Annotated in this window: 22 protein-coding genes; 9 read left to right on the top strand and 13 right to left on the bottom strand. The window is 68.1% G+C overall.

Features of this window, described 5'->3' with window-relative positions:
- Window positions 1-46 precede the first annotated feature (46 nt).
- Entirely contained in the window at window positions 47-1,342 is a 1,296-nt protein-coding gene (gene glyA, locus ON39_RS27210) for a serine hydroxymethyltransferase (RefSeq protein ID WP_040738694.1), read from the top strand.
- Window positions 1,343-1,706: 364 nt separating this feature from the next.
- Here glyA and ON39_RS27205 read toward each other — a convergent pair whose 3' ends face one another.
- From ON39_RS27205 to ON39_RS27180, 6 genes are all read right to left on the bottom strand, one after another.
- A complete protein-coding gene (locus tag ON39_RS27205) occupies window positions 1,707-2,150 on the bottom strand; it encodes a DUF6841 family protein (protein ID WP_040738676.1) in 444 nt (147 codons plus the stop codon).
- 43 nt (window positions 2,151-2,193) lie between these two features.
- The gene (locus ON39_RS27200; protein ID WP_040738674.1) at window positions 2,194-2,937 is read right to left on the bottom strand and encodes an ESX secretion-associated protein EspG; all 744 of its coding nucleotides are present in this window, start codon (window positions 2,935-2,937) and stop codon (window positions 2,194-2,196) included.
- Window positions 2,934-4,163, bottom strand: a complete 1,230-nt coding sequence (locus ON39_RS27195; protein WP_040738673.1) for a hypothetical protein — start codon at window positions 4,161-4,163, stop codon at window positions 2,934-2,936. Before ON39_RS27195 ends, ON39_RS27200 begins: the two co-directional genes overlap by 4 nt.
- A gap of 22 nt (window positions 4,164-4,185) precedes the next feature.
- Window positions 4,186-4,773 (bottom strand): DUF3558 domain-containing protein, encoded by a 588-nt coding sequence (locus ON39_RS27190; protein ID WP_083894715.1) that lies wholly within the window; start codon window positions 4,771-4,773, stop codon window positions 4,186-4,188.
- On the bottom strand, window positions 4,770-5,159 hold the full coding sequence (locus ON39_RS27185; RefSeq protein WP_040738671.1) for a hypothetical protein: 390 nt from the start codon (window positions 5,157-5,159) through the stop codon (window positions 4,770-4,772). Before ON39_RS27185 ends, ON39_RS27190 begins: the two co-directional genes overlap by 4 nt.
- Window positions 5,160-5,327: 168 nt before the next feature.
- Window positions 5,328-6,524 (bottom strand): FAD-dependent monooxygenase, encoded by a 1,197-nt coding sequence (locus ON39_RS27180; RefSeq protein WP_040738670.1) that lies wholly within the window; start codon window positions 6,522-6,524, stop codon window positions 5,328-5,330.
- A gap of 105 nt (window positions 6,525-6,629) precedes the next feature.
- Here ON39_RS27180 and ON39_RS27175 point away from each other — a divergent pair, with 105 nt between their 5' ends.
- Window positions 6,630-7,361: a TetR/AcrR family transcriptional regulator gene (locus ON39_RS27175; RefSeq protein WP_040738668.1), complete on the top strand. Its 732-nt coding sequence runs from the start codon at window positions 6,630-6,632 to the stop codon at window positions 7,359-7,361.
- A 39-nt stretch (window positions 7,362-7,400) separates the two neighbouring features.
- Window positions 7,401-7,820, top strand: a complete 420-nt coding sequence (locus ON39_RS27170) for a limonene-1,2-epoxide hydrolase family protein (RefSeq protein ID WP_040738667.1) — start codon at window positions 7,401-7,403, stop codon at window positions 7,818-7,820.
- Between the two features lie 52 nt (window positions 7,821-7,872).
- On the opposite strand, the gene ON39_RS27165 is transcribed toward ON39_RS27170, so the two are convergent.
- Entirely contained in the window at window positions 7,873-8,577 is a 705-nt protein-coding gene (locus tag ON39_RS27165; RefSeq protein WP_040738665.1) for a GbsR/MarR family transcriptional regulator, read from the bottom strand.
- Window positions 8,578-8,805: 228 nt separating this feature from the next.
- Between ON39_RS27165 and ON39_RS27160 the strand changes: the two genes are divergently transcribed.
- Both ON39_RS27160 and ON39_RS27155 read left to right on the top strand, forming a co-directional pair.
- Window positions 8,806-9,987 (top strand): cytochrome P450, encoded by a 1,182-nt coding sequence (locus tag ON39_RS27160; protein ID WP_425454127.1) that lies wholly within the window; start codon window positions 8,806-8,808, stop codon window positions 9,985-9,987.
- Between the two features lie 12 nt (window positions 9,988-9,999).
- On the top strand, window positions 10,000-10,206 hold the full coding sequence (locus tag ON39_RS27155) for a ferredoxin (protein WP_040738663.1): 207 nt from the start codon (window positions 10,000-10,002) through the stop codon (window positions 10,204-10,206).
- 27 nt (window positions 10,207-10,233) lie between these two features.
- On the opposite strand, the gene ON39_RS27150 is transcribed toward ON39_RS27155, so the two are convergent.
- Window positions 10,234-10,506, bottom strand: coding sequence for a hypothetical protein (locus ON39_RS27150; RefSeq protein WP_040738662.1), 273 nt, complete (start codon window positions 10,504-10,506; stop codon window positions 10,234-10,236).
- 318 nt (window positions 10,507-10,824) lie between these two features.
- On the opposite strand from ON39_RS27150, the gene phoH2 reads away from it, so the two are divergent.
- The 3 genes from phoH2 to ON39_RS27135 all read left to right on the top strand — a co-directional run bounded on the left by phoH2 (window position 10,825) and on the right by ON39_RS27135 (window position 13,940).
- Window positions 10,825-12,210, top strand: a complete 1,386-nt coding sequence (gene phoH2 / locus ON39_RS27145; protein ID WP_040738661.1) for an RNA 5'-3' helicase PhoH2 — start codon at window positions 10,825-10,827, stop codon at window positions 12,208-12,210.
- 176 nt (window positions 12,211-12,386) lie between these two features.
- Entirely contained in the window at window positions 12,387-12,983 is a 597-nt protein-coding gene (locus ON39_RS27140; RefSeq protein WP_040738693.1) for an LGFP repeat-containing protein, read from the top strand.
- A 99-nt stretch (window positions 12,984-13,082) separates the two neighbouring features.
- Window positions 13,083-13,940 (top strand): acyl-ACP desaturase, encoded by an 858-nt coding sequence (locus ON39_RS27135; protein WP_040738660.1) that lies wholly within the window; start codon window positions 13,083-13,085, stop codon window positions 13,938-13,940.
- Between the two features lie 345 nt (window positions 13,941-14,285).
- Here ON39_RS27135 and ON39_RS27130 read toward each other — a convergent pair whose 3' ends face one another.
- Both ON39_RS27130 and glpX read right to left on the bottom strand, forming a co-directional pair.
- On the bottom strand, window positions 14,286-15,689 hold the full coding sequence (locus ON39_RS27130; protein WP_040738659.1) for a class II fumarate hydratase: 1,404 nt from the start codon (window positions 15,687-15,689) through the stop codon (window positions 14,286-14,288).
- Window positions 15,690-15,955: 266 nt separating this feature from the next.
- Complete coding sequence (gene glpX, locus ON39_RS27125; RefSeq protein ID WP_040738658.1) at window positions 15,956-16,999, bottom strand: class II fructose-bisphosphatase; 1,044 nt, start codon at window positions 16,997-16,999, stop codon at window positions 15,956-15,958.
- 184 nt (window positions 17,000-17,183) lie between these two features.
- Between glpX and ON39_RS27120 the strand changes: the two genes are divergently transcribed.
- Window positions 17,184-17,750, top strand: coding sequence for a DUF4245 domain-containing protein (locus tag ON39_RS27120; RefSeq protein ID WP_040738657.1), 567 nt, complete (start codon window positions 17,184-17,186; stop codon window positions 17,748-17,750).
- 154 nt (window positions 17,751-17,904) lie between these two features.
- Here ON39_RS27120 and ON39_RS27115 read toward each other — a convergent pair whose 3' ends face one another.
- From ON39_RS27115 to ON39_RS27105, 3 genes are all read right to left on the bottom strand, one after another.
- Window positions 17,905-18,249 (bottom strand): VOC family protein, encoded by a 345-nt coding sequence (locus ON39_RS27115; protein WP_040738656.1) that lies wholly within the window; start codon window positions 18,247-18,249, stop codon window positions 17,905-17,907.
- Window positions 18,246-18,494, bottom strand: a complete 249-nt coding sequence (locus ON39_RS27110; RefSeq protein ID WP_040738655.1) for an exodeoxyribonuclease VII small subunit — start codon at window positions 18,492-18,494, stop codon at window positions 18,246-18,248. Before ON39_RS27110 ends, ON39_RS27115 begins: the two co-directional genes overlap by 4 nt.
- Before the next feature lie 2 nt (window positions 18,495-18,496).
- The coding region (locus ON39_RS27105) for an exodeoxyribonuclease VII large subunit (RefSeq protein WP_040738654.1) at window positions 18,497-18,808 on the bottom strand (312 nt) is incomplete at its 5' end.

Below are 18,808 nucleotides of genomic sequence, written 5' to 3'. Positions count from 1 at the left end.
GCAACCCCATGCTGACGACGACAGCGGCGGCCAATAGACTGTGGCGGTGACGCAGACGACGGCCTCGGTCAATACCCAGTCTCTCGGTGAGCTCGATCCGGAGCTCGCCGCCGCGATGGCGGGTGAGCTCGCCCGTGAACGCGACACCCTCGAGATGATCGCCTCGGAGAACTTCGTGCCCCGCGCGGTGCTCCAGGCGCAGGGCAGCGTGCTCACCAACAAGTACGCCGAGGGCTACCCCGGCAGGCGCTACTACGGCGGGTGCGAGCACGTCGACGTCGTCGAGACCCTCGCCCGCGACCGTGCCAAGGAGCTCTTCGGCGCCGAATTCGCCAATGTGCAGCCGCATTCCGGCGCGCAGGCGAACGCCGCGGTGCTGATGGCACTGATGAACCCCGGCGACAAGCTGCTCGGCCTCGACCTCGCGCACGGCGGCCACCTGACCCACGGCATGCGGCTGAACTTCTCCGGCAAGCTCTACGAGACGCACTTCTACGGCGTCAGCAAGGAAGACCACCGCATCGACATGGACGAGGTGCGCACCATCGCGCTCCAGGCTCGTCCGAAGGTGATCGTGGCGGGCTGGTCGGCCTACCCGCGTCAGCAGGACTTCGCCGCGTTCCGCGAGATCGCCGACGAGGTGGGCGCCTACCTGTGGGTGGACATGGCGCACTTCGCCGGGCTGGTCGCGGCCGGCCTGCACCCCTCGCCGGTGCCGCACGCCGACGTCGTCTCCTCGACCGTGCACAAGACCCTCGGCGGCCCGCGCTCCGGCCTGATCCTGGCCAAGCAGGACTTCGCCAAGAAGCTCAACAGCGCGGTGTTCCCCGGCCAGCAGGGCGGCCCGCTCATGCACGCCATCGCCGCGAAGGCCGTCGCCTTCAAGATCGCGGCGGGCGGTGAGTTCAAGGAGCGTCAGGAACGCACCCTGTCCGGCGCCAAGATCCTGGCCGAGCGGCTCACCGCGGGCGACGTCAAGGACAAGGGCGTCAGCGTGCTCACCGGCGGCACCGACGTGCACCTGGTGCTCGTCGACCTGCGCAACTCCGAGCTCGACGGACAGCAGGGCGAGGACCTGCTGCACGAGATCGGAATCACGGTGAACCGCAACGCCGTTCCGTTCGACCCGCGCCCGCCGATGGTCACCTCCGGCCTGCGTATCGGCACCGCCGCCCTGGCCACCCGAGGCTTCGGCGACACCGAGTTCACCGAGGTCGCCGACATCATCGCCACCGCGCTCGCGGGCACCTCCGACGTCGACACCCTGCGCGGGCGCGTCACCAAGCTGGCGCAGAGCGTGCCGCTGTACGACGGTCTGGAGGACTGGCGCCTGCTGGGCTGAGCTGGCGAATCCGCTTGCGGGCTCGCGCATCCGGAGGGTGCGCGAGCGCGTTGGTGTCCATTTCCTAAAGGTCGGTCGCGCCGGTAGGTGTGGTGAGCGGGCCTACCGCCCGGCGAAGGCTTGCGGGGCTATGGCCCTGCGAAGCCCTGCCGGGCGGAGCTGTCGTCCCGCGGAAGTCCACAGGGGCGGAGTTGTCGCCCTGCGGAGGTTCGCCGGGGCGGAGTTGTCGCCTCGCGGAGGTCCACAGGGGCGGACTTGTCGCCCCGCGAAGGTTCGCCGGGCAGAGTTATAGCCCCTGCGTAAAGCCTTGCGGGCCAATGCTCTTGGCCCGTTCGGCAGCCTCAGTCCTGAGACGTCTCCAGCCTCAAGCCGTCGGCATCGCGATGCCCTTCTCGACGGCCAGCGCCGTGAGCTTCTCCATCTCATCGATGGCGACCGCGACATAGACCTTCAGCTTGCCGTCGTCGTCGCGGCGCAGCAGGTATTCGTAGTCGCCGTCGGTGAGTTTCGTGCCCTCGCCGTCGTAGAAGTGCCAGCGCACGTGGATTCGCGTGAGGCGGGCGGTGAGATCGGCCTGCTCGAGCAAGGTGTGGTCGACGGAGGCCAAGCCTAGCGATTGATAGAAGGGATAGGACTGTTTCAAGCCTGCGGCCATCTCCTCCGGGGAGGACAGGGTGCCCGCGAAGGCGTCGTTGATGATCATGCCGGGCGTACCCCATTGCGCGACTGAGCGTTCGGCGTCGAAAGCGCTCAGGGAGTCCTGGTATTCGACGAGAAAAGCCTCGATTTCGTCCCGGGTGGTTGTCATGGCGTACAAGGTACTGAAGCCGATGGGTCGCTGGTGAGGCGGATCACATCGAGTCCATCCTGGCCTTGGCGCGGGCGATCGCCTCGTCGAGATAGCGCGTGATGTCGGCGCCGGTGCCCGGCCGGATCATCAACGCACGGTTGGCCGGGACCTCGTAGTAGCGGCCGTCGGCGGTGTCGATCCAGCGGACACGGCCGGTGCGCAGCGGCTCGGCGTTGCGCGGCCCGAGCAGAACGGCGGCGGTGCCGCGGGTGCCGCAGGGCTGGCGCCAGAAGCGCCGATAACGATCCTTGACCTCACCGGCGGGGGCGTTGCCGAACGGGTCGGGGCGTTCGTCGTTGAGATCGTCCAGCAAGAAAGACTTTTCACCCGTGATGCCCGCCGTGGCCTCGGGCAGCAGCCGGACGAGTTCGGCGGCGAGTCGCTCGACGCGGCAGCGGCGCAGCTGCACTCGGCCGCCGGTCGGCGCGGGCGTCTGCTGTGCGAGCACGCCCGCGCCGCCGCGGGTGGCGCAGCCGATCGCCCGGAGCTCGACGCCGTCCCGGGTGTTGTCGTAGCCGAACATCTCGACGCGCCAATCCGGTTGCGCGAGCACGGCGATGGCGCGCGAGAGCGGGACGCGCTCGGGCCGCGCCAGCTCATCGCGGAATTGTCGCTGGTACTCCTGGTATTCCCGGAGGCCGGGAAAACGACTGGTGAAACGGAACGGAAAGGGCAGGCGATCCAGGCCGGTGCCGAACCAGGCCGCCGCGAACTGCTCCGCAGACAGCGACCACTGCGCCGTCATTTCTCTCCGAGCACCGGCGGCACCGTTTTCTCCACCTCGCCGAGCAGTTCCTTGGCGTGCTCCTCGGTGCGCAGAAAGCCGGGGGACTTGTGTTCGCCGTCGTCCTCGCCGCGGCCGCGAACGCCGTGCGGAAACATTCCGGGGTAACCCGCGGTGCCCGGCGCGCCCGTCCGGGCGGGAGCGACGGCGGGTTGGGGGCCCGCTGCGCCGGGTGTGGTGGTGGGTAACGGCGGACGGGAAGTGCCCTGGCGGGCTTCACTATTCGGGGCGGACGAGGTGTGGGGGGCCGTCGAGTTGGTCGGGTGATCGCCGGTGCTGATCGGTGCGTGGGAATTACTCGGTGTGCCGTTGAACGAGGCGGAGGTGACGGTCGCGGGTGTCGACGGGAGGGCCGTGGTGGGGATGGTTGTGGTGATGGGGCTTGCCGAGAGGGGTGAGGTGGTCGGCGTTTTCGAGGTCGCCGCCGGGGTTGTGGCGGCGGGTGTGGTCGACGGGTTGGTGTTCTGGTCTTGCGAAACCGATTGCGGAGCAGTCTGTTCCGTGGTTTCCGCAGCCTCCGGGGTGCTCGCGTCCGATCCCTTGTCCGCCTGGCCAGCCTTGTCCGTCTTCTCGGTGGGGGCCTGCTTGCTGGAGTCTTCCGTACCGGAACCGGTCTGATCGGTCGTCTTACCCGGGCTGGGATTCGTGCCGGTGCCCGTGCCAAGGTCTCCCACGGGCGGCACGGAGATCGGATTGATCGGCGGCGGTAGCGTCGGAATGGCGGGCGCGGTGGTTCCGTACGGCTGGATGTACTGCCGGGTCATCTCGTCGCGAGCCTGCTCCTCGCTCGAGTTGCGTAGCTCGGCTCCGCGTGGGTTGGTCGAAGTGTCCACCACGTCGGGCACCGACAGCTTGAACTTCGAGGCCGCGCTCGCCGCCTGGGACAGGGGTGTGCTCTGCGCGTGCAGCGTCTCGCCGAATTCACCGACCTGGGTCGCGTACTCGCGGATGCCGCGCACCGCGCTGTCGGCCGCCGCACCCTCCCAATGCTGTTCGATCGCCTGCTTGATGGCCGTCTCGAACTGGTGCCCGGCGTCGGTCACCGCCGTCGCGATCTTCGACCAGGCGTCGAACGCGCCGGCCAGCCCGTCCGGGTTCATCTCGTCGGCCGCCTGCTTGATCTCGGCGTGCGTAAAGCTCTGCGCGTTCTCGGGATTGGTGATCGCGCGGCCGTCGGTCTGTTTCATGATCGCTCCCCGTAGGGTTGGTTCAGCTGCCTGCCGGCAGCAGTGGTGCGACTGCCTGGGCGATGTCGGTGGCGATGTCGCAGGGCGACAGTTTGCGCGGGTGCTTGCCGGTCGGGTCGTCCACGAGGACGTAGAGCGAGCCGCCCTTCATCTCGATGTTGATCGTGCACCCGCCGGGAACGTCCGGCCTGGCCTCATACCGCAGTGCCTTCCGGTTGCCGATCGAGATGTCCACGGCGACAGGGAACTTCTGCCGGACTTGTTCGAGGGTTCCGTTGGTGGTTTCGATCGTGAAGCCGTAACCGGCTTTGGCGATGTAGCGGCAACCCTTCCAGCTCATACCGGCCGTGCTGTTCTGTTTAGGCGAGGGCGGCGACCCGTCCCACTGGTGTTCGCTGAGGAACTGCGGGGTCAATGCGGTGCAGGGGTCGAACGCCGGTTGCGGGGCCGAACCCGTTGTCGTGGTGGTGGATGGCGCGGTCGAGGCCGGAGTCGTCGCAGTCGCGGCGGGCTTCGCCTCGCCGCCGCATCCGGTCAGCAGGGCCGCCAGGCTTGCCACGGCGACGAAACCTATTCGCGGCGAACGTATTCCGGGCTGGACAACGCTCATACGCTGATCTCCCGCAACTTCGCCGCGAATTCGGTGTCGGTGCGCTGGTAGGTCTCGCAGATGGCTTTGAACACCGCCCTGATGTCCTCGGCCACCGTGATGTAATCGCTCAGGGTGTCGTAGGCGTTGTTGGGGCCGCCGAAGGCCTTCTCGCGGAACAGTTGTACGAGCTCGATGGCCGACGAGAGGCGCGGGTTGCTCTCGCCGAGGCCCCAGGTGGTCTTCTCGCCCAGCTCACGTGCGTCGGCTCGAACGCCGGTGAGCTGAGTGATCAGTTCTTCGCACGCCTTGTCGATATCCACGAACCCCTGCGGGTCCATCCGCACCTTCAGCGCCCCGGACTTCGCATCCTCGATGTACCCGGGAAACGGGCTGTCCACCGCCATCACCGTCCCCTTTCATCAGTGTCTCTGACCCTATAGACGCGCTCCGCCCCGCTTCGGTTCCATCGAAACACAGCGGATTCTCCGGCGCGGGCACATCGGCGGATCGAGCGCGCATACCGGTCGGCCTCGAACCGGCATGCGGGCGAAACATGAGGGCGGCCAACGGTTTCAGTTGTTCCCGGACACGCTGGCCAAGGCGGGGTAGTCCCGCAGGTCGATGTCGTTGGCGGCCTTGTCGGCGTACTTCATCATGAGGGTGAGCATCCGCGATTCGAGGAACCAGTTGCGCCACTTGATCCCCCGCGCGGTCTTCGGTGCCAGGAACCTTCCAGCGTTGCTGTTCCCCATGATCTTGGCGTAGCGGCGCATGATCTTGTTGTAGCGCGCGAAAGCCACCTCGTAGTCGCCGTCCGCGACGGCGAGTTCGCCCGCGATGACATACGCGCCGACCACCGCGAGCCCGGTGCCGAAGCCCGCCAACGTGTTTCCGTACGCGGAGTCGCCGACCAGCGCGATCCGGCCCTTGGTGTAGCCCCCCGCGAGCCGCACCTGGCTGACCGAGTCGAGGTAGAAGTCGTCGAAATCGGCCATCTCGCTGAGCATGCGGGGAACGTCCCAGTTCACGTCGGCGTAGACCTGTTCGACGATGCGACGCTGCGCGGCGGTGTCGTCGCGGGAGTAGCGCAACTCGGGGGAGACGAACATATACAACTGCTGAGCCTTGGAGCCGCCGCTGATCGCGAGCTTGCCGGGGGCGTTGTGGCCGTAGGCGGTGACGCGCTCGCGGGGGCCGGTGGCGTCCGCGCTCCACGGACTCGCGCCGGCGACGCAGTAGTAGTGGCCGAGGTACTTGACGAAGTCCTTCTCCGGTCCGAACGCGAGTTTGCGCACGCGCGAATGGATTCCGTCGGCCCCGAAGACCAGATCGAAGGTGCGGGCGGGGCCGTGTTCGAACTCGACGTACACGCCGTCGGACAGCTCGGTGAGCGCGCTGATCGAGTCGCCGAAGAGGTATTCGCAGTGCTCGGCGGTGCGCTTGTACATGATCTCGGCGAGGTCGCCGCGCAGGATCTCGACGTCGCCGCCGGTGAAGTCGCCGGACATGGTGGCGAGCCGCCGGCCGTCCTCGTCGACGAAGACGGTGTCGGTGGTGCCGGTCCGGCGCTCGTGGATGTCGTCGAGGATGCCCATGCGCTCCAAGACGGTGAAGTGGGTTTTGCCCTTGAAGTCGACGGCCTGCCCGCCGGCCCGCAGGGCGGGGGCGCGCTCGACCACGGTCACGTCGAAACCGTAGCGGTGCAGCCAATAAGCGAGGGCCGGGCCCGCGATGCTGGCACCGGAGATGAGAACGGACTTGTTGCGCATGATGACTCCTAATCTGTATCCAGCGGATTCTGTTTCCGTCGGACGCAGATAAGCGTATGGTAGACACAGTTTCACGTCAAGCCCGTTCTCCGGAAGGATTTGCTCATGCCGACACCGACCACCGTTCAGCTGCTGTGGGGCACCCAGCAGCGCCCCAAGCGCGGACCGAAGCCCGCTCTCTCGCTGCCGGCGATCGTGGCGGAGGCGATCGCGCTGGTGGACGCGGAGGGCCTGGCGAACCTGTCCATGCAGCGGCTGGCCGAGCGGCTCGGTTTCACCAAGATGTCGCTGTACCGGTACGTGCCGGGTAAAGAGCAGTTGACCGCGCTGATGCTCGACGCGGCCATGGGCACGCCGCCGGATACCGCGGCGGTACTGCGGGATCCGGCCGGCGGCGGGTGGCGAGCCGCGCTGCGCCTGTGGGCGGAGTCGATTCTCGAGCGCTATGAGGCGCATCCCTGGGCCATCGAACTCACCCTCGGCCAGCGCCCGCTCGGCCCCAACGAGATGGGGTGGACGGAGAGCGCGTTGGTCGCGCTCGGCGACACCGGCCTCACCGGCTCGGAGCGGCTCGACACCATCGTGCTGGTCAACGGTCACATCCGCAGCTTGGTCCAGCAGACGCAATCGCTGGGCGACGACGCGACGCAGCGCCTCGCCGACCAGTTCGCCGAGATGATGTCCGTGGCGGGCGAGCGCTTTCCGGCGGTCGCCGCGGCCTTCGCCGAGGAGGCGGCCTCGGCCGGTTCGGGCGGTGCGAACAAAGCCATGGACTTCGGTATCGAGCGCGTGCTCGACGGATTGGGTGTGCTGATCGCGGCGCGGGCGCGCGGTTGACCTCTGTCTGATGGCCGCCGGACGGCCTATCGTCGGACCATGACCCAGGACATCGAGCTACAGCAGGACGCGATCACCACGGTGCGGGAGTTCTTCGCCGCGCTCGAGCTCGGCGCCGTCGCGGAGGCGCTGGACCTGCTGCATCCGGACCTCGTGTGGAAGAACACCACCCTGCCCGATATCGGCGGCGGCTTGGCCCGGAAGATCCTGCGAGGCCTGAACCGCGACGGTCTCGGATTCGCGGTCGAGATGCATCACATCGCCGCCGACGGCGACATCGTGCTCACCGACCGCACCGACATCCTGCGCTTCGGCCCCGTCAGCATCGCGTTCTGGGTGACCGGCACCTTCGAACTCCGCGACGGCCGAATCATCCTCTGGCACGACCACTTCAGCTGGGAGAACTTCCTGCGGGGCACGGCCGTCGGCCTGTTCCGCGCCGCCTTGCCCCGCAAGTAGGCGTTGCCCGCGAACAGGGTCCTGCGCCGCGATCAGCCGAATAGCCGCCAGCTCATTCTTCGGCCTGCTGTTCGAGGATCTTGCGCCACCGTTCGGCGGAATCGACCATGTCGCGGCCGACGAAGTCGAGGAAGCGACTGGTGTTGTGCGCGCGCACACCCGCGGGAGTGTCGCCGCCGAATACCTCCGCGCCGCGCCGAGCGGTCTCGGCCAGCTCCGATACTTGTCGCGCACTGACCAAAGTCGCGCGCACCCATATGTTGTCGTCGATGACGTAGCGCTCCCGGCGGCTGCGGGCGTCCCGCTCGCGCTGGATCAACCCTTGGCTCTCGAGCATGCCGACGGCCGAGGAGATGGTGGCGGGGCTGACCCGCAGCCGTGCGGCCAGTTCGGCGGCGGTAAGACTGCCGCTGTCGGTGCTGTACAGGCAGGCCAGCGCGGCCGCCGCGGTGCGCGGAACCCCGGTCCTGGTCATCTGCGCGATGAACTGTGTCAGGTACTTCTCGACCGCGGGATCGGTTGCGGCGTCCGTATTTTCGGTGACGAGTTTCGGCCGGTTCCGGCGGGCGCGCTGTTCGGTGGCTCGATGTGCCCGCCCTGGGTGGTAGCGGCCGGGCCCGCCGTTGCGGATGACCTCACGGCTGACGGTGGACGTCGGCCTGCCGAGCTGCCTGGCGATCTCGGCGTACCCGAGACCTTCGGCCAGGCCGTCCGCGATCTGTCGGCGATCGTGCTGGGTCAATCTGCCACCGGGCACGGCATCGCCTCCCTGTCGAACGGCTCATCGGTAACGAGTATTGCGCTCAGCTACAGGTCGTTGCAACATCGTTGTCTAACAAGCGCATTCATCGGCAGCACCATTGCAATTCTGTTAGTCGATCTACCAGTAGAAACAATGGAATGGTTCGCTTATCTCGTTGAGCAGATCTTGAACGCAACGTAGCGTTCGGATATCTCCGAATACCTATCGAAACAGGAACAAATGGTGAATCAACCGCTGTCCGAGGCCGTCGAACTCCCCACCACCCGCCCGCCCGGCTGCCCTTTCGACCCACCCGCGGAACTGGCCACGCTGCCCTCGCTCGTCCGCATGAACTTCCCCGACGGCCATCGCGGCTGGCTCGCCACCACCCACGCGACCGCCCGCGCCGTCTTCGCCGACCCCCGTTTCAGTGTGCGCTACGAGCTCGGGCACAACCCGCTCTCCGACGGCGGCGCGATGCCGGCCGCGCTGCCGGGCGACATGCTCGGCGTCGACGCGCCGGAGCACACCCGGTATCGAAAGTTGTTGGCGGGCAAGTTCACCGTGCGCCGAATGGCCGCGCTCACCGAGCGCGTGGAGCAGATCACGGCCGAGCATCTGGACGCCATGGCGCGCACCGGCGGCCCGGTGGATCTGATCGACGCGTTCGCCTTTCCCGTTCCCGCGCTGACCATCTGCGAGTTGCTCGGCGTCCCCGCCGAGGACCGCGACAGCTTCCGCGAGTCCGTCGCCGTGGTCAACGACCACGAAGCGACCGTCGACGAGCGCATGGCGGCGTACGCGAAGGGCGAGGAGTACATGCGCGCCCTGGTGGCCGCCAAGCGCGCCGACCCCACCGACGACCTGCTCAGCGACCTCACCGACTCCGACCTCGACGCCGACGAACTGACCGGCGTCGGCACCCTGCTGCTCGGCGCGGGCCTGGACACCACCGCGAACATGCTGGCCCTGGGCACCTTCGCGCTGCTGTCGCACCCCGACCAGCTCGCCGAGCTACGCGCCCGGCCCGATCTCGGCAACCAGACCGTCGAGGAACTCATGCGCTACCTGAGCATCGTGCACACCACCTCGCGCACGGCCCTCGCGGACCTCGAGCTCGACGGTCAGCTGATCAAGTCGGGCGAGACGGTCGCGCTGTCCTTGCAGGCCGCGAATCGCGACCCCGCGAGGTTCGACGAGCCCGACACCTTCGACATCCAGCGCAGCGCCGTCGGCCATCTCGGCTTCGGGCACGGCCCGCACCAATGCCTGGGCCAGCAACTCGCCCGCGTCGAGATGCGGGTCGCCCTGCCCGCCTTGGTGACTCGCTTTCCCACGCTGCGGCTGGCCGTCCCGGCGGAAGACATCCCGCTGCGCCACGACATGGACATCTACGGCGTGCACCGGCTCCCGGTCACCTGGTAAGGGAGGGGCGTGATGAGAATCACCGTCGACCGCCATCGCTGCGTCGGCGCGGGCATGTGCGCGCTGCTCGCGGGCGCGGTCTTCGATCAGGACGCCGACGACGGAAAGGTGCGGCTGCTGCACCCGTCGCCACCGTCCGCCGAGCGTGCGGCGGCGCGGGACGCGGAGCGGGCGTGCCCGTCCGGCGCCATCGTCCTTGTGCCGGAGGGCAACTCGTAACCGCTGGTCAGAGGGGTGAGCCCGGACTCAGTCGCGCTCGCTCAGATACTCGAGATAGAACGGCCGCAGCACCTCGGCGATCTCGCCGTCGCCCGCGTGGATGTAGTCGTCCAGCATCGGCAGCACGTATTTGATGTCCGCCTCGCTCTCGCCGACATTGCCCGCGGCGGCCTCGGCGGCCGGGATCGAGGTGAGCAGCCGCCACAGGAACTTCACGTCCCCGTGCCGCACGGCCAGCTTCACCGCTCGATCGTGCAGTTCCTTCGACGACAGCCGCTCGAGGTCCTCGTTACCTGCCATGCCTGCGACTCTATCCGTCGCCGTCGACCGGTGGCGACGGACCGGGGCCGTTCCGGCTCGCGGGCGAGGTTAACGAAAGATTCACGGACACGCCTACCTGTGCGGGAGCGGGGAAGTGTGGTTCGGCGGTAGCGTCGATGGTGCGGGCCGCGGCGGTGTGGCTCGTACGGGAGGTCCTGACCGTGACTGAGCTACTCAGTACGAGGGGGCCGGCACCCGGCCCTCGTGGCATCTGACGGCGACGTCGGATCCCATCAGGACGGACCGGTCCAGCGAGATCGTTCGTGCGGGTGCCGCGCGGACACAGAGGAGCCCACCGTGAATGCTTCACGCTCCGTTCCCGCTCCCTCGGCGCAATCCCGTTCCGCGAAAGGCGGAACCGCCGCGAAGGGGGCACACCCCTCGCATTCCCTCGCCAACACCTTCGTCATCGACACCTCGGTCCTGCTGTCCGATCCCTGGGCGTTCACCCGGTTCGGCGAGCACGACGTCGTGCTACCGCTGGTGGTCATCAGCGAACTCGAAGGCAAACGGCATCATCACGAATTGGGCTGGTTCGCGCGGGAGGCCCTGCGCAACCTGGACGATCTGCGCCTGCTGCACGGCAGGCTCGATCAGCAGGTGCCGATCGGCACCGAGGGTGGAACGCTGCAGGTGGAACTGAACCACACCGATCCCGCGGTACTTCCGGTCGGCTTCCGCACCGACACCAATGATTCCCGAATCCTGGCCTGCGCACTCAATCTGGCGGCGGAGGGCCGCCGGGTGGTGCTCGTGTCCAAGGACATTCCGCTCCGGGTCAAGGCGAGTGCGGTGGGCCTGCAGGCCGACGAGTACCACGCGCAGGACGTGGTCACCTCCGGCTGGTCCGGCATGGTGGAACTCGACGTCAGCACGGCGCAGATCGACCAGCTCTACTCCGAGTCCGTCCTCGACCTCGACGACGCCCGGGAACTGCCCTGCCACACCGGGATCCGGTTGCTGGGCAGCAGCTCCAGCGCGCTTGGCCGGGTCACCCCGGACAAGCGGGTCCAGCTGGTGCGCGAACGTGAGGCCTTCGGCCTGCACGGCCGCTCCGCCGAGCAGCGCATCGCGCTCGATCTGCTGCTCGACGAGAGCATCGGCATCGTCTCGCTCGGCGGCCGGGCGGGCACCGGCAAGTCCGCGCTCGCGTTGACCGCGGGCCTGGAGGCGGTGCTGGAGCGGCGAACTCAGCGAAAGGTGGTCGTGTTCCGTCCGCTCTACGCGGTCGGCGGTCAGGAGCTCGGCTATCTGCCGGGCAGCGAGAGCGAGAAGATGGGGCCGTGGGCCCAGGCCGTCTTCGACACTCTCGACGGGTTGGCCAGTCGCGAGGTGATGGAGGAGGTGCTGGCCCGCGACATGCTGGAGGTGTTGCCGCTCACCCACATTCGCGGCCGCTCGCTGCACGACTCGTTCGTGATCGTCGACGAGGCGCAGTCGCTGGAGCGCAATGTGCTGCTCACGGTGCTGAGCCGCCTCGGCACCGGCTCGCGGGTGGTGCTCACCCACGACGTGGCGCAGCGGGACAATCTGCGGGTCGGCCGGCACGACGGCGTCGCCGCGGTGATCGAAAAGCTCAAGGGGCACCCGCTGTTCGCCCACATCACCCTGACCCGGAGTGAGCGTTCGCCGATCGCGGCGCTGGTGACCGAGATGCTGGAGGAGTATGGCCCCAACGCCTGAGTTGGGTGGTGTGTTTCCGCTCACAGTCGCCGGGTAATATCTCGGCGATAGCTGTTCGGCATGACCCGGCGAGTCCTCTGGTGATTCGCCGGGTCATTTCTGAACATCGGCCTAGGTTGCCGACGGTGTCACCCGGTCGGGCGACGGTGTCGGCAGCCACTTGCGAGAGGATGGAAATGCACCACTTCGCTCGACGAACGGCTGGATACACTGCCCTGCTCGCCGCTGCCGGCCTGGTCGTCGCCGGTTGCAGCAAGGACGACGACAACGACAAGAACGACACCGTGGCCTCCTCGATATCGTCGATCTCTTCCTCGGTCGCCTCCTCGGCGGCCACGGTGACGTCCTCGGTTCTGCAGACCACCACGGTTCCGATGGGCACCACCGAGCAGCGCACTCCCGGCGCCGCGGAGGAAACCAAGATCGCGACGCAGCGCGGCGACATCACGGTGTCCGGGTCCATCCTCGACAAGTACGTGGCGTCCGGCGGCCCGTCGGGTGCGCTCGGCGCTCCGCTGGAGGCGCAGGAGGACGGGCCCGACGACGGCAAGTATCAGGACTTCGTCGGCGGAACCATCTACAAGGCCAAGGACAGCGACGCGCACATCGTGTGGGGCGAGATCCGCAAGGCGTGGGAGGACAACGGCGGCGCGAAGGGCAAACTCGGCTACCCCATCAGCGACGAGAAGGACATCGCGGGCGGCAAGGAGAGCGACTTCACCGGTGGCACCATCACCTGGGTCGACGGCAAGACCACGGTCACGCCGAAGTAGCACCCGATGCGGCGTCCGGGGCGGCCCCGCCGACCCCGGACGCCCGTCCAGTCTCATTCAAACTCCCCGGATCACGGGCCCAACCGCTAGGTTGTCTAGGTGCAAACTCTCTTGACCGATCGCGAGTTGCTCGAATCCCTCGCGCTGGACGTGGAATCCATCCTGCGACGCCACATCGACGCCGCCGACGGATGGCAGCCGCACGACTTCGTGCCGTGGGACGACGGCCGCAACTTCGCGTTCCTCCACGGAACCGATTGGGCGCCGGAGCAATCCGAGCTCAGCGAGGTCGCCAAGCTGGCCCTGACCGTCAGCGTGCTGATCGCGGACAACCTGCCCTCGTACCACCGCGAGCTCGGCAAGTACCTGCGCACCGGCGCGTGGTGGCGCTGGGTCGGCCGGTGGACCGCCGAGGAGAACCGCCACGAGATCATGATCCGCAACTACCTCATGGTGACCAGGGCGGTCGACCCGGTCGAGCTGGAGCGCATGCGGATGGCGCACATGACCACCGGCTTCCGCCGCCCCGGCATGCACCTGCTCGACGTGCTCGCCACCTGCGCGTTCGAGGAGACGGCGGCGGCCATCCGGCACCGCAACACCGCGGCTCTCGGCGAGAACCCGATGGTCACCGCGATCGCCGAGCGCATCGCGCTCGACGACGAGCTGCAGGCGACCGTGTTCGCCGAGCTGGTCGAGGCGGGCCTGAACCTGGCGCCCGATCAGGCGATGCGCGCCATCGCCGACCAGGTCGCGGGCTTCGCGGTGCCGTCGGTGACGTTGGCCGACGGTCGCAACAGCGACGACGTGCTCGCCGCGGCCGGAATCTACAACCGGGCCGACGAGAACGAGCTGGTTTTCAAGCCGCTGCTGCAGCGGTGGAACGTATTCACCCGGACGGATTTCGGTGAAGTGGGCGAAGCGGCCCGCGCCGAACTCGCGCACCTGCGCGACTGAGTTCTTCCGGTCGGCGCGTGAATTTACCGCGCCGACCGGATTCTTTCCTGCTTCCGTATATGTGTGATGAAACACACGCGGTATCGCCTCCGATTAGCTGAGTACATCCGCTTTATGCGGAGGCGAGAAAGGAAAGAACAATGGTTGAAGCATTCGTCGATGGCATGGTCGCCCTGTTCGGTGTCGGCGCCAAGGCGTTCCTCCAGGCGCTCGGCATCATCTTCTGAAATCCCTGCGGGTGCGTCGGCGCACGCTGCCTGCCCGCGCCCCACTCTCTGCCGAGCGTCACATCGGGCCAGCGTGAAGGTCACCGGCGTGACGCTCGGCGCGCGTCAAAAGTGCTAACTATTTCTTCTCTTCGACCTTCGCCATCGACAGCACATCCAATCGGCGGTCGAGTTCTTCCTCGGTGAGCTTCTCGTCGAGCAGACCGCGATCGATAACCGTCTGGCGAATTGTCTTCTTGTGCTTCAACGCATCCTTCGCGACGGCCGCCGCCTCCTCGTAACCGATCGCCGAATTCAATGGCGTCACAATGGACGGCGAGGACTCCGCGAGAGTGCGGAGATGATCGACATTGGCGACCAGCCCGCGCACGCACCGATCGGCGAAGAGCCGGGAGACATTGGCCAGCAGGCGAATCGACTCGAGCAGATTACGCGCCATCACCGGGATATAGACATTCAACTCGAAGGCGCCGTTCGCGCCGCCGAACGCGACTGCGGCGTCGTTGCCGATCACCTGCGCCGCGACCTGCGTGACCGCCTCGGGCAGCACGGGATTCACCTTGCCCGGCATGATCGAGCTGCCCGGCTGGAGGTCCGGCAGCTGGAGTTCGCCGAGGCCGGTCAGCGGGCCCGACCCCATCCAGCGGATGTCGTTGGCGATCTTGGTGAGGCTCACCGCGACCGTTCGCACCGCGCCCGACGCCTCGACCAGCCCGTCCCGGGCCGCCTGCGCCTCGAAGTGATCCGCGGCCTCGCGCAGCGCGTCGAGACCGGTCGAGCGGACCAGCTCCGCGACGACCTTCGCGCCGAAACCCTCGGGCGCGTTGAGGCCGGTGCCGACCGCGGTGCCGCCGATCGGCAGCTCACCGAGGCGCGGCAGCGTCGCCATCAACCGATCGATGCCCGCGGCGATCTGCCGGGTGTAGCCGCCGAACTCCTGTCCGAGGGTCACCGGGACCGCGTCCATCAGATGGGTGCGGCCCGACTTGACCACCGTGCGCCACTCGGTCGACTTGTCCAGCAGGGCGAGGCGCAGATGCTCGAGCGCGGGCACCAGGTCCGTGATCACCGCCTCCGTGGCGGCCAGGTGCACGGCGGTGGGAAAGGTGTCGTTGGACGACTGCGACATGTTCACGTCGTCGTTGGGGTGCACGGTGACGCCGTTCGCCTTGGCGATCGAGGCGATCACCTCGTTGGCGTTCATGTTGGAGCTGGTGCCCGAGCCGGTCTGGAACACGTCGATCGGGAACTGGTCGTCGTGCCTGCCGTCGGCGATCTCGCGCGCCGCCGCGATGATCGCGTCGGCCTTCGCCGCGTCCAGCAGTCCGAGATCCCGATTCACCTTGGCGCAGGCGGCCTTCAGCAGGCCGAGCGCGCGGATCTGCGCGCGCTCGAGGCCGCGGCCGCTGATCGGGAAGTTCTCCACGGCGCGCTGGGTCTGCGCCCGCCACAGGGCGTCCACCGGGACCTTGACCTCGCCCATGGTGTCGTGCTCGATCCGAAACTGCGTCTCCTCCGTCATGATTCGACCATATGCCGGAGCCGCCGGGCGTGGGGCTGCCACGCTGTGTTGGATTAGCCACGCCTACGGCGCGGCGTGTTCGCGGCCCATGGGTGTCTCGCGTCCGAGCGGCCGAGACTAGCGCCTGCGGCGCATGCGCTTCGGCCACTCGGACGCGAGACGGGCCGCGAACGTCCCATGCTCGATCTCGCTTCGCTCGAAAATGTGGCGATGCTAGGGGGACCGAACCAGCGGACGCTCGCCGCTGAATCAGGACCAGCCTCGGATCAGGGCAGCGGGGGCACCGCGTGCTCGTCGCCGATGAAGTCGACCGAGGAGTACTCGCGCAGCTTGGTCAGGCGGTGGTAGGCGTCGATCATCCGGACCGTGCCGGACTTCGAGCGCATGACGATCGACTGGGTGGACGCGCCGCCGCCGTAGTAGCGGACGCCGCGCAGCAGATCGCCGTCGGTGACGCCGGTGGCACAGAAGAAGACGTTGTCGCCGGCGACGAGGTCCTCGGTGCTGAGCACGCGATCCAGATCGTGGCCCGCGTCGATCGCCTTCTGCCGCTCGGCGTCGTCGGTGGGCGCGAGCATGCCCTGGAGCGCGCCGCCCATGCAGCGCATCGCGGCGGCGGCGATGATGCCCTCGGGGGTGCCGCCGACGCCGACGAGGATGTCGGTGCCGGAGTCGGGGCGGGCCGCAGCGATGGCGCCCGCGACGTCGCCGTCGGAGATCAGGCGGATGCGCGCGCCCGCGTCCCGGACCTCCTGGATCAGCCCGGCGTGGCGGGGCCGGTCCAGGATGCAGACGGTCAGATCCGACTTCGACAGGTTCTTGGCCTTGGCGACCCTGCGGATGTTCTCGGCGATCGGGGCGGTGATATCGATCACGTCGGCGGCGTCCGGGCCGACCGCGATCTTCTTCATGTAGAACACCGCGGACGGGTCGAACATCGCGCCGCGCTGGGCGACCGCGAGCACCGCGATGGCGCCGGGCGAGCCCTTCGACATCAGCGTGGTGCCGTCGACCGGGTCGACCGCGAAATCGACCTCGGGGCCGGTGCCGTCGCCGACCAGCTCGCCGTTGAACAGCATGGGCGCCTCGTCCTTCTCGCCCTCGCCGATGACGACGACGCCGCGCATGGACACCGAGTTCACCAGCTGCCGCATGGCGTCGACGGCGGCGCCGTCGCCCCCCTCCTTGTCGCCGCGGCCGACCCACCGGCCCGCGGCCATCGCACCGGCCTCGGTGACGCGGACCAGCTCGAGCGCGAGGTTGCGGTCCGGCGCCTCGCGGCGGCTCGGGGTCGGGGAAGATGCCGTCATTGCGGGGTGCCTCCTGTGCGTCGGTACAGAATCCAAGCGGCGCGGTCTCTCGATCACGCAGGGGTGTCGACCGCGCGCGTCGGTCTGGACGATTGTCTCACTCGAACTGAGACGGGCGTACACCCTGCTCGCCGGTTCGGGGTGCGCGCAGGAGCGCCGGGCGCGCGATGTGGATACTGAGTGCGTGTCCCCTCAGAAGCCACGCATCATGAACGACTACCGGGATCTGTTCTGGTCACTGATCCCCCTGGTGCTGATCGCCGTGGTTTTCGCGGGTCTCGCGAGCCAATGCAGTTTCGCCGCAAAGGGTCCCACGCAGGGACAGATCCCGCACTTCGACGTGCGGGCCGCGCTGACCGCCGACGCGCGCACCCTGCCGTTCCCCATCCGGAACCCGGCCGTGCCCGCCGACTGGACGCCCAATTCCGGCAGCCGCGAATCGATCAGCGGCACCGGCGGCGGACCCATCAGCACTGTCGGCTATATCACCGGCCACGGCGCGTACATGCGCTTCAGCCAGAGCAACGCCACCGAGGAGGCGATGTCGCGCTTCGTCCTCGGCTCCCGCTACGCCACCGGCACCGAGCAGATCGGCGACCAGAAATGGATCGTCTACGCCGAGCCCGGCTCCGAATCCGCGTGGATCGCCGACCTGGGCCAGTCCCGCGTCCTCATCACCGGCGCAGGCCAGCGCGAGTCCTTCGTCACCCTCGCCCAGGCCATCACTGCAGCCCAGCCGATCAACCGCTGATCCGTGAGGTCCGCCCGCCACCGCACTCCGATCGAGCATTCGGTCTCGACGCTCGTCGCCGACAGCGGTTCGGCGGGTGAGTACCTGTGCAAACTGCTGCGCATGCTGCGCGCGGGCTGGGTGGACAGCTCCGGCGATCCGCCTGCACGTTCCCCTAGCGGTGGCTGACTACGTTGACGATGGTGCCGCTGGGGTCGCGGACGAAGAAGCGGCGTACGCCCCATTGCTCGTCGGTCAGGGGGTAGACGATGTCGGCGCCCGCGGCGGTCATGGCCTCGTGCACGGCGTCGACGTCCTCGACCTCGACGCTCATGTTCGGCTGTAGGCGCTCGGCGTCGGGGCCGACGAGCAGGACCTGTGCGGTGGGGTTGGTGGGGGAGACCATGGTGACGACCCAGCCGAGGTCCATCGCCTCCTCGAAGCCGAGCAGCTTGTAGAAGTCGCGGCTGCGCTCGATGTCGGTGGTGCGGATGTCGGGCGTCGCCCTGCGGATCGTCATTCGCCGTCCTCCAGATCGGCGCGCGAGAGCGCGTCCTCGACCCGCTTGCGGGCCCCGGCCAGGTGCTGCTCGCAGCGGTTGGCCAGCGCCTCGCCGCGTTCCCAGAGGGCCAGCGACTCGTCGAGGTCGAGGCCGCCCTGCTCGAGCATCTTCACGACATTGACCAGTTCGTCGCGGGCGCGCTCGTAGCCGAAGGCGGCGATCTCCGCCAGCTCGGCCTCGGCTTCCTTCCCGGGCTCGGGCAAGGTCAGCTCCTCCTCGTCTCGGTGTCCTGGGTTCGTTGCGCTCCCAGCGCCTGGGTGCCCAGCGCGGCCGCGGAGACGGCGCCGTCGGCGACCCTGATGCGCAGCTGGCTGCCGGCGGGCGCGTCCTCGATCGTGCGCACCACGTGCCGTTCGGGTCCCGCGACGCGCTGCACGACAGCGTAGCCACGGGCCAGGGTCGCCGCCGGTCCCACCGCGGTCAGCTTCTCGCGCAGGTGCCTGGTCGCGGTGTCCTCGGTGCGCAGGAAATGCTCGGCGCAGCGCCGGGCCGAGGCGCGCAGGCGCTCGATTTCTTC

Origin of the sequence: Nocardia tenerifensis NBRC 101015 (assembly GCF_000308715.1) — a bacterium.
Taxonomy (GTDB): Bacteria; Actinomycetota; Actinomycetes; order Mycobacteriales; family Mycobacteriaceae; genus Nocardia; species Nocardia tenerifensis.
Note: the sequence above shows the minus strand (reverse complement) of the source record. Positions and strands in the feature narration are given on the sequence as shown.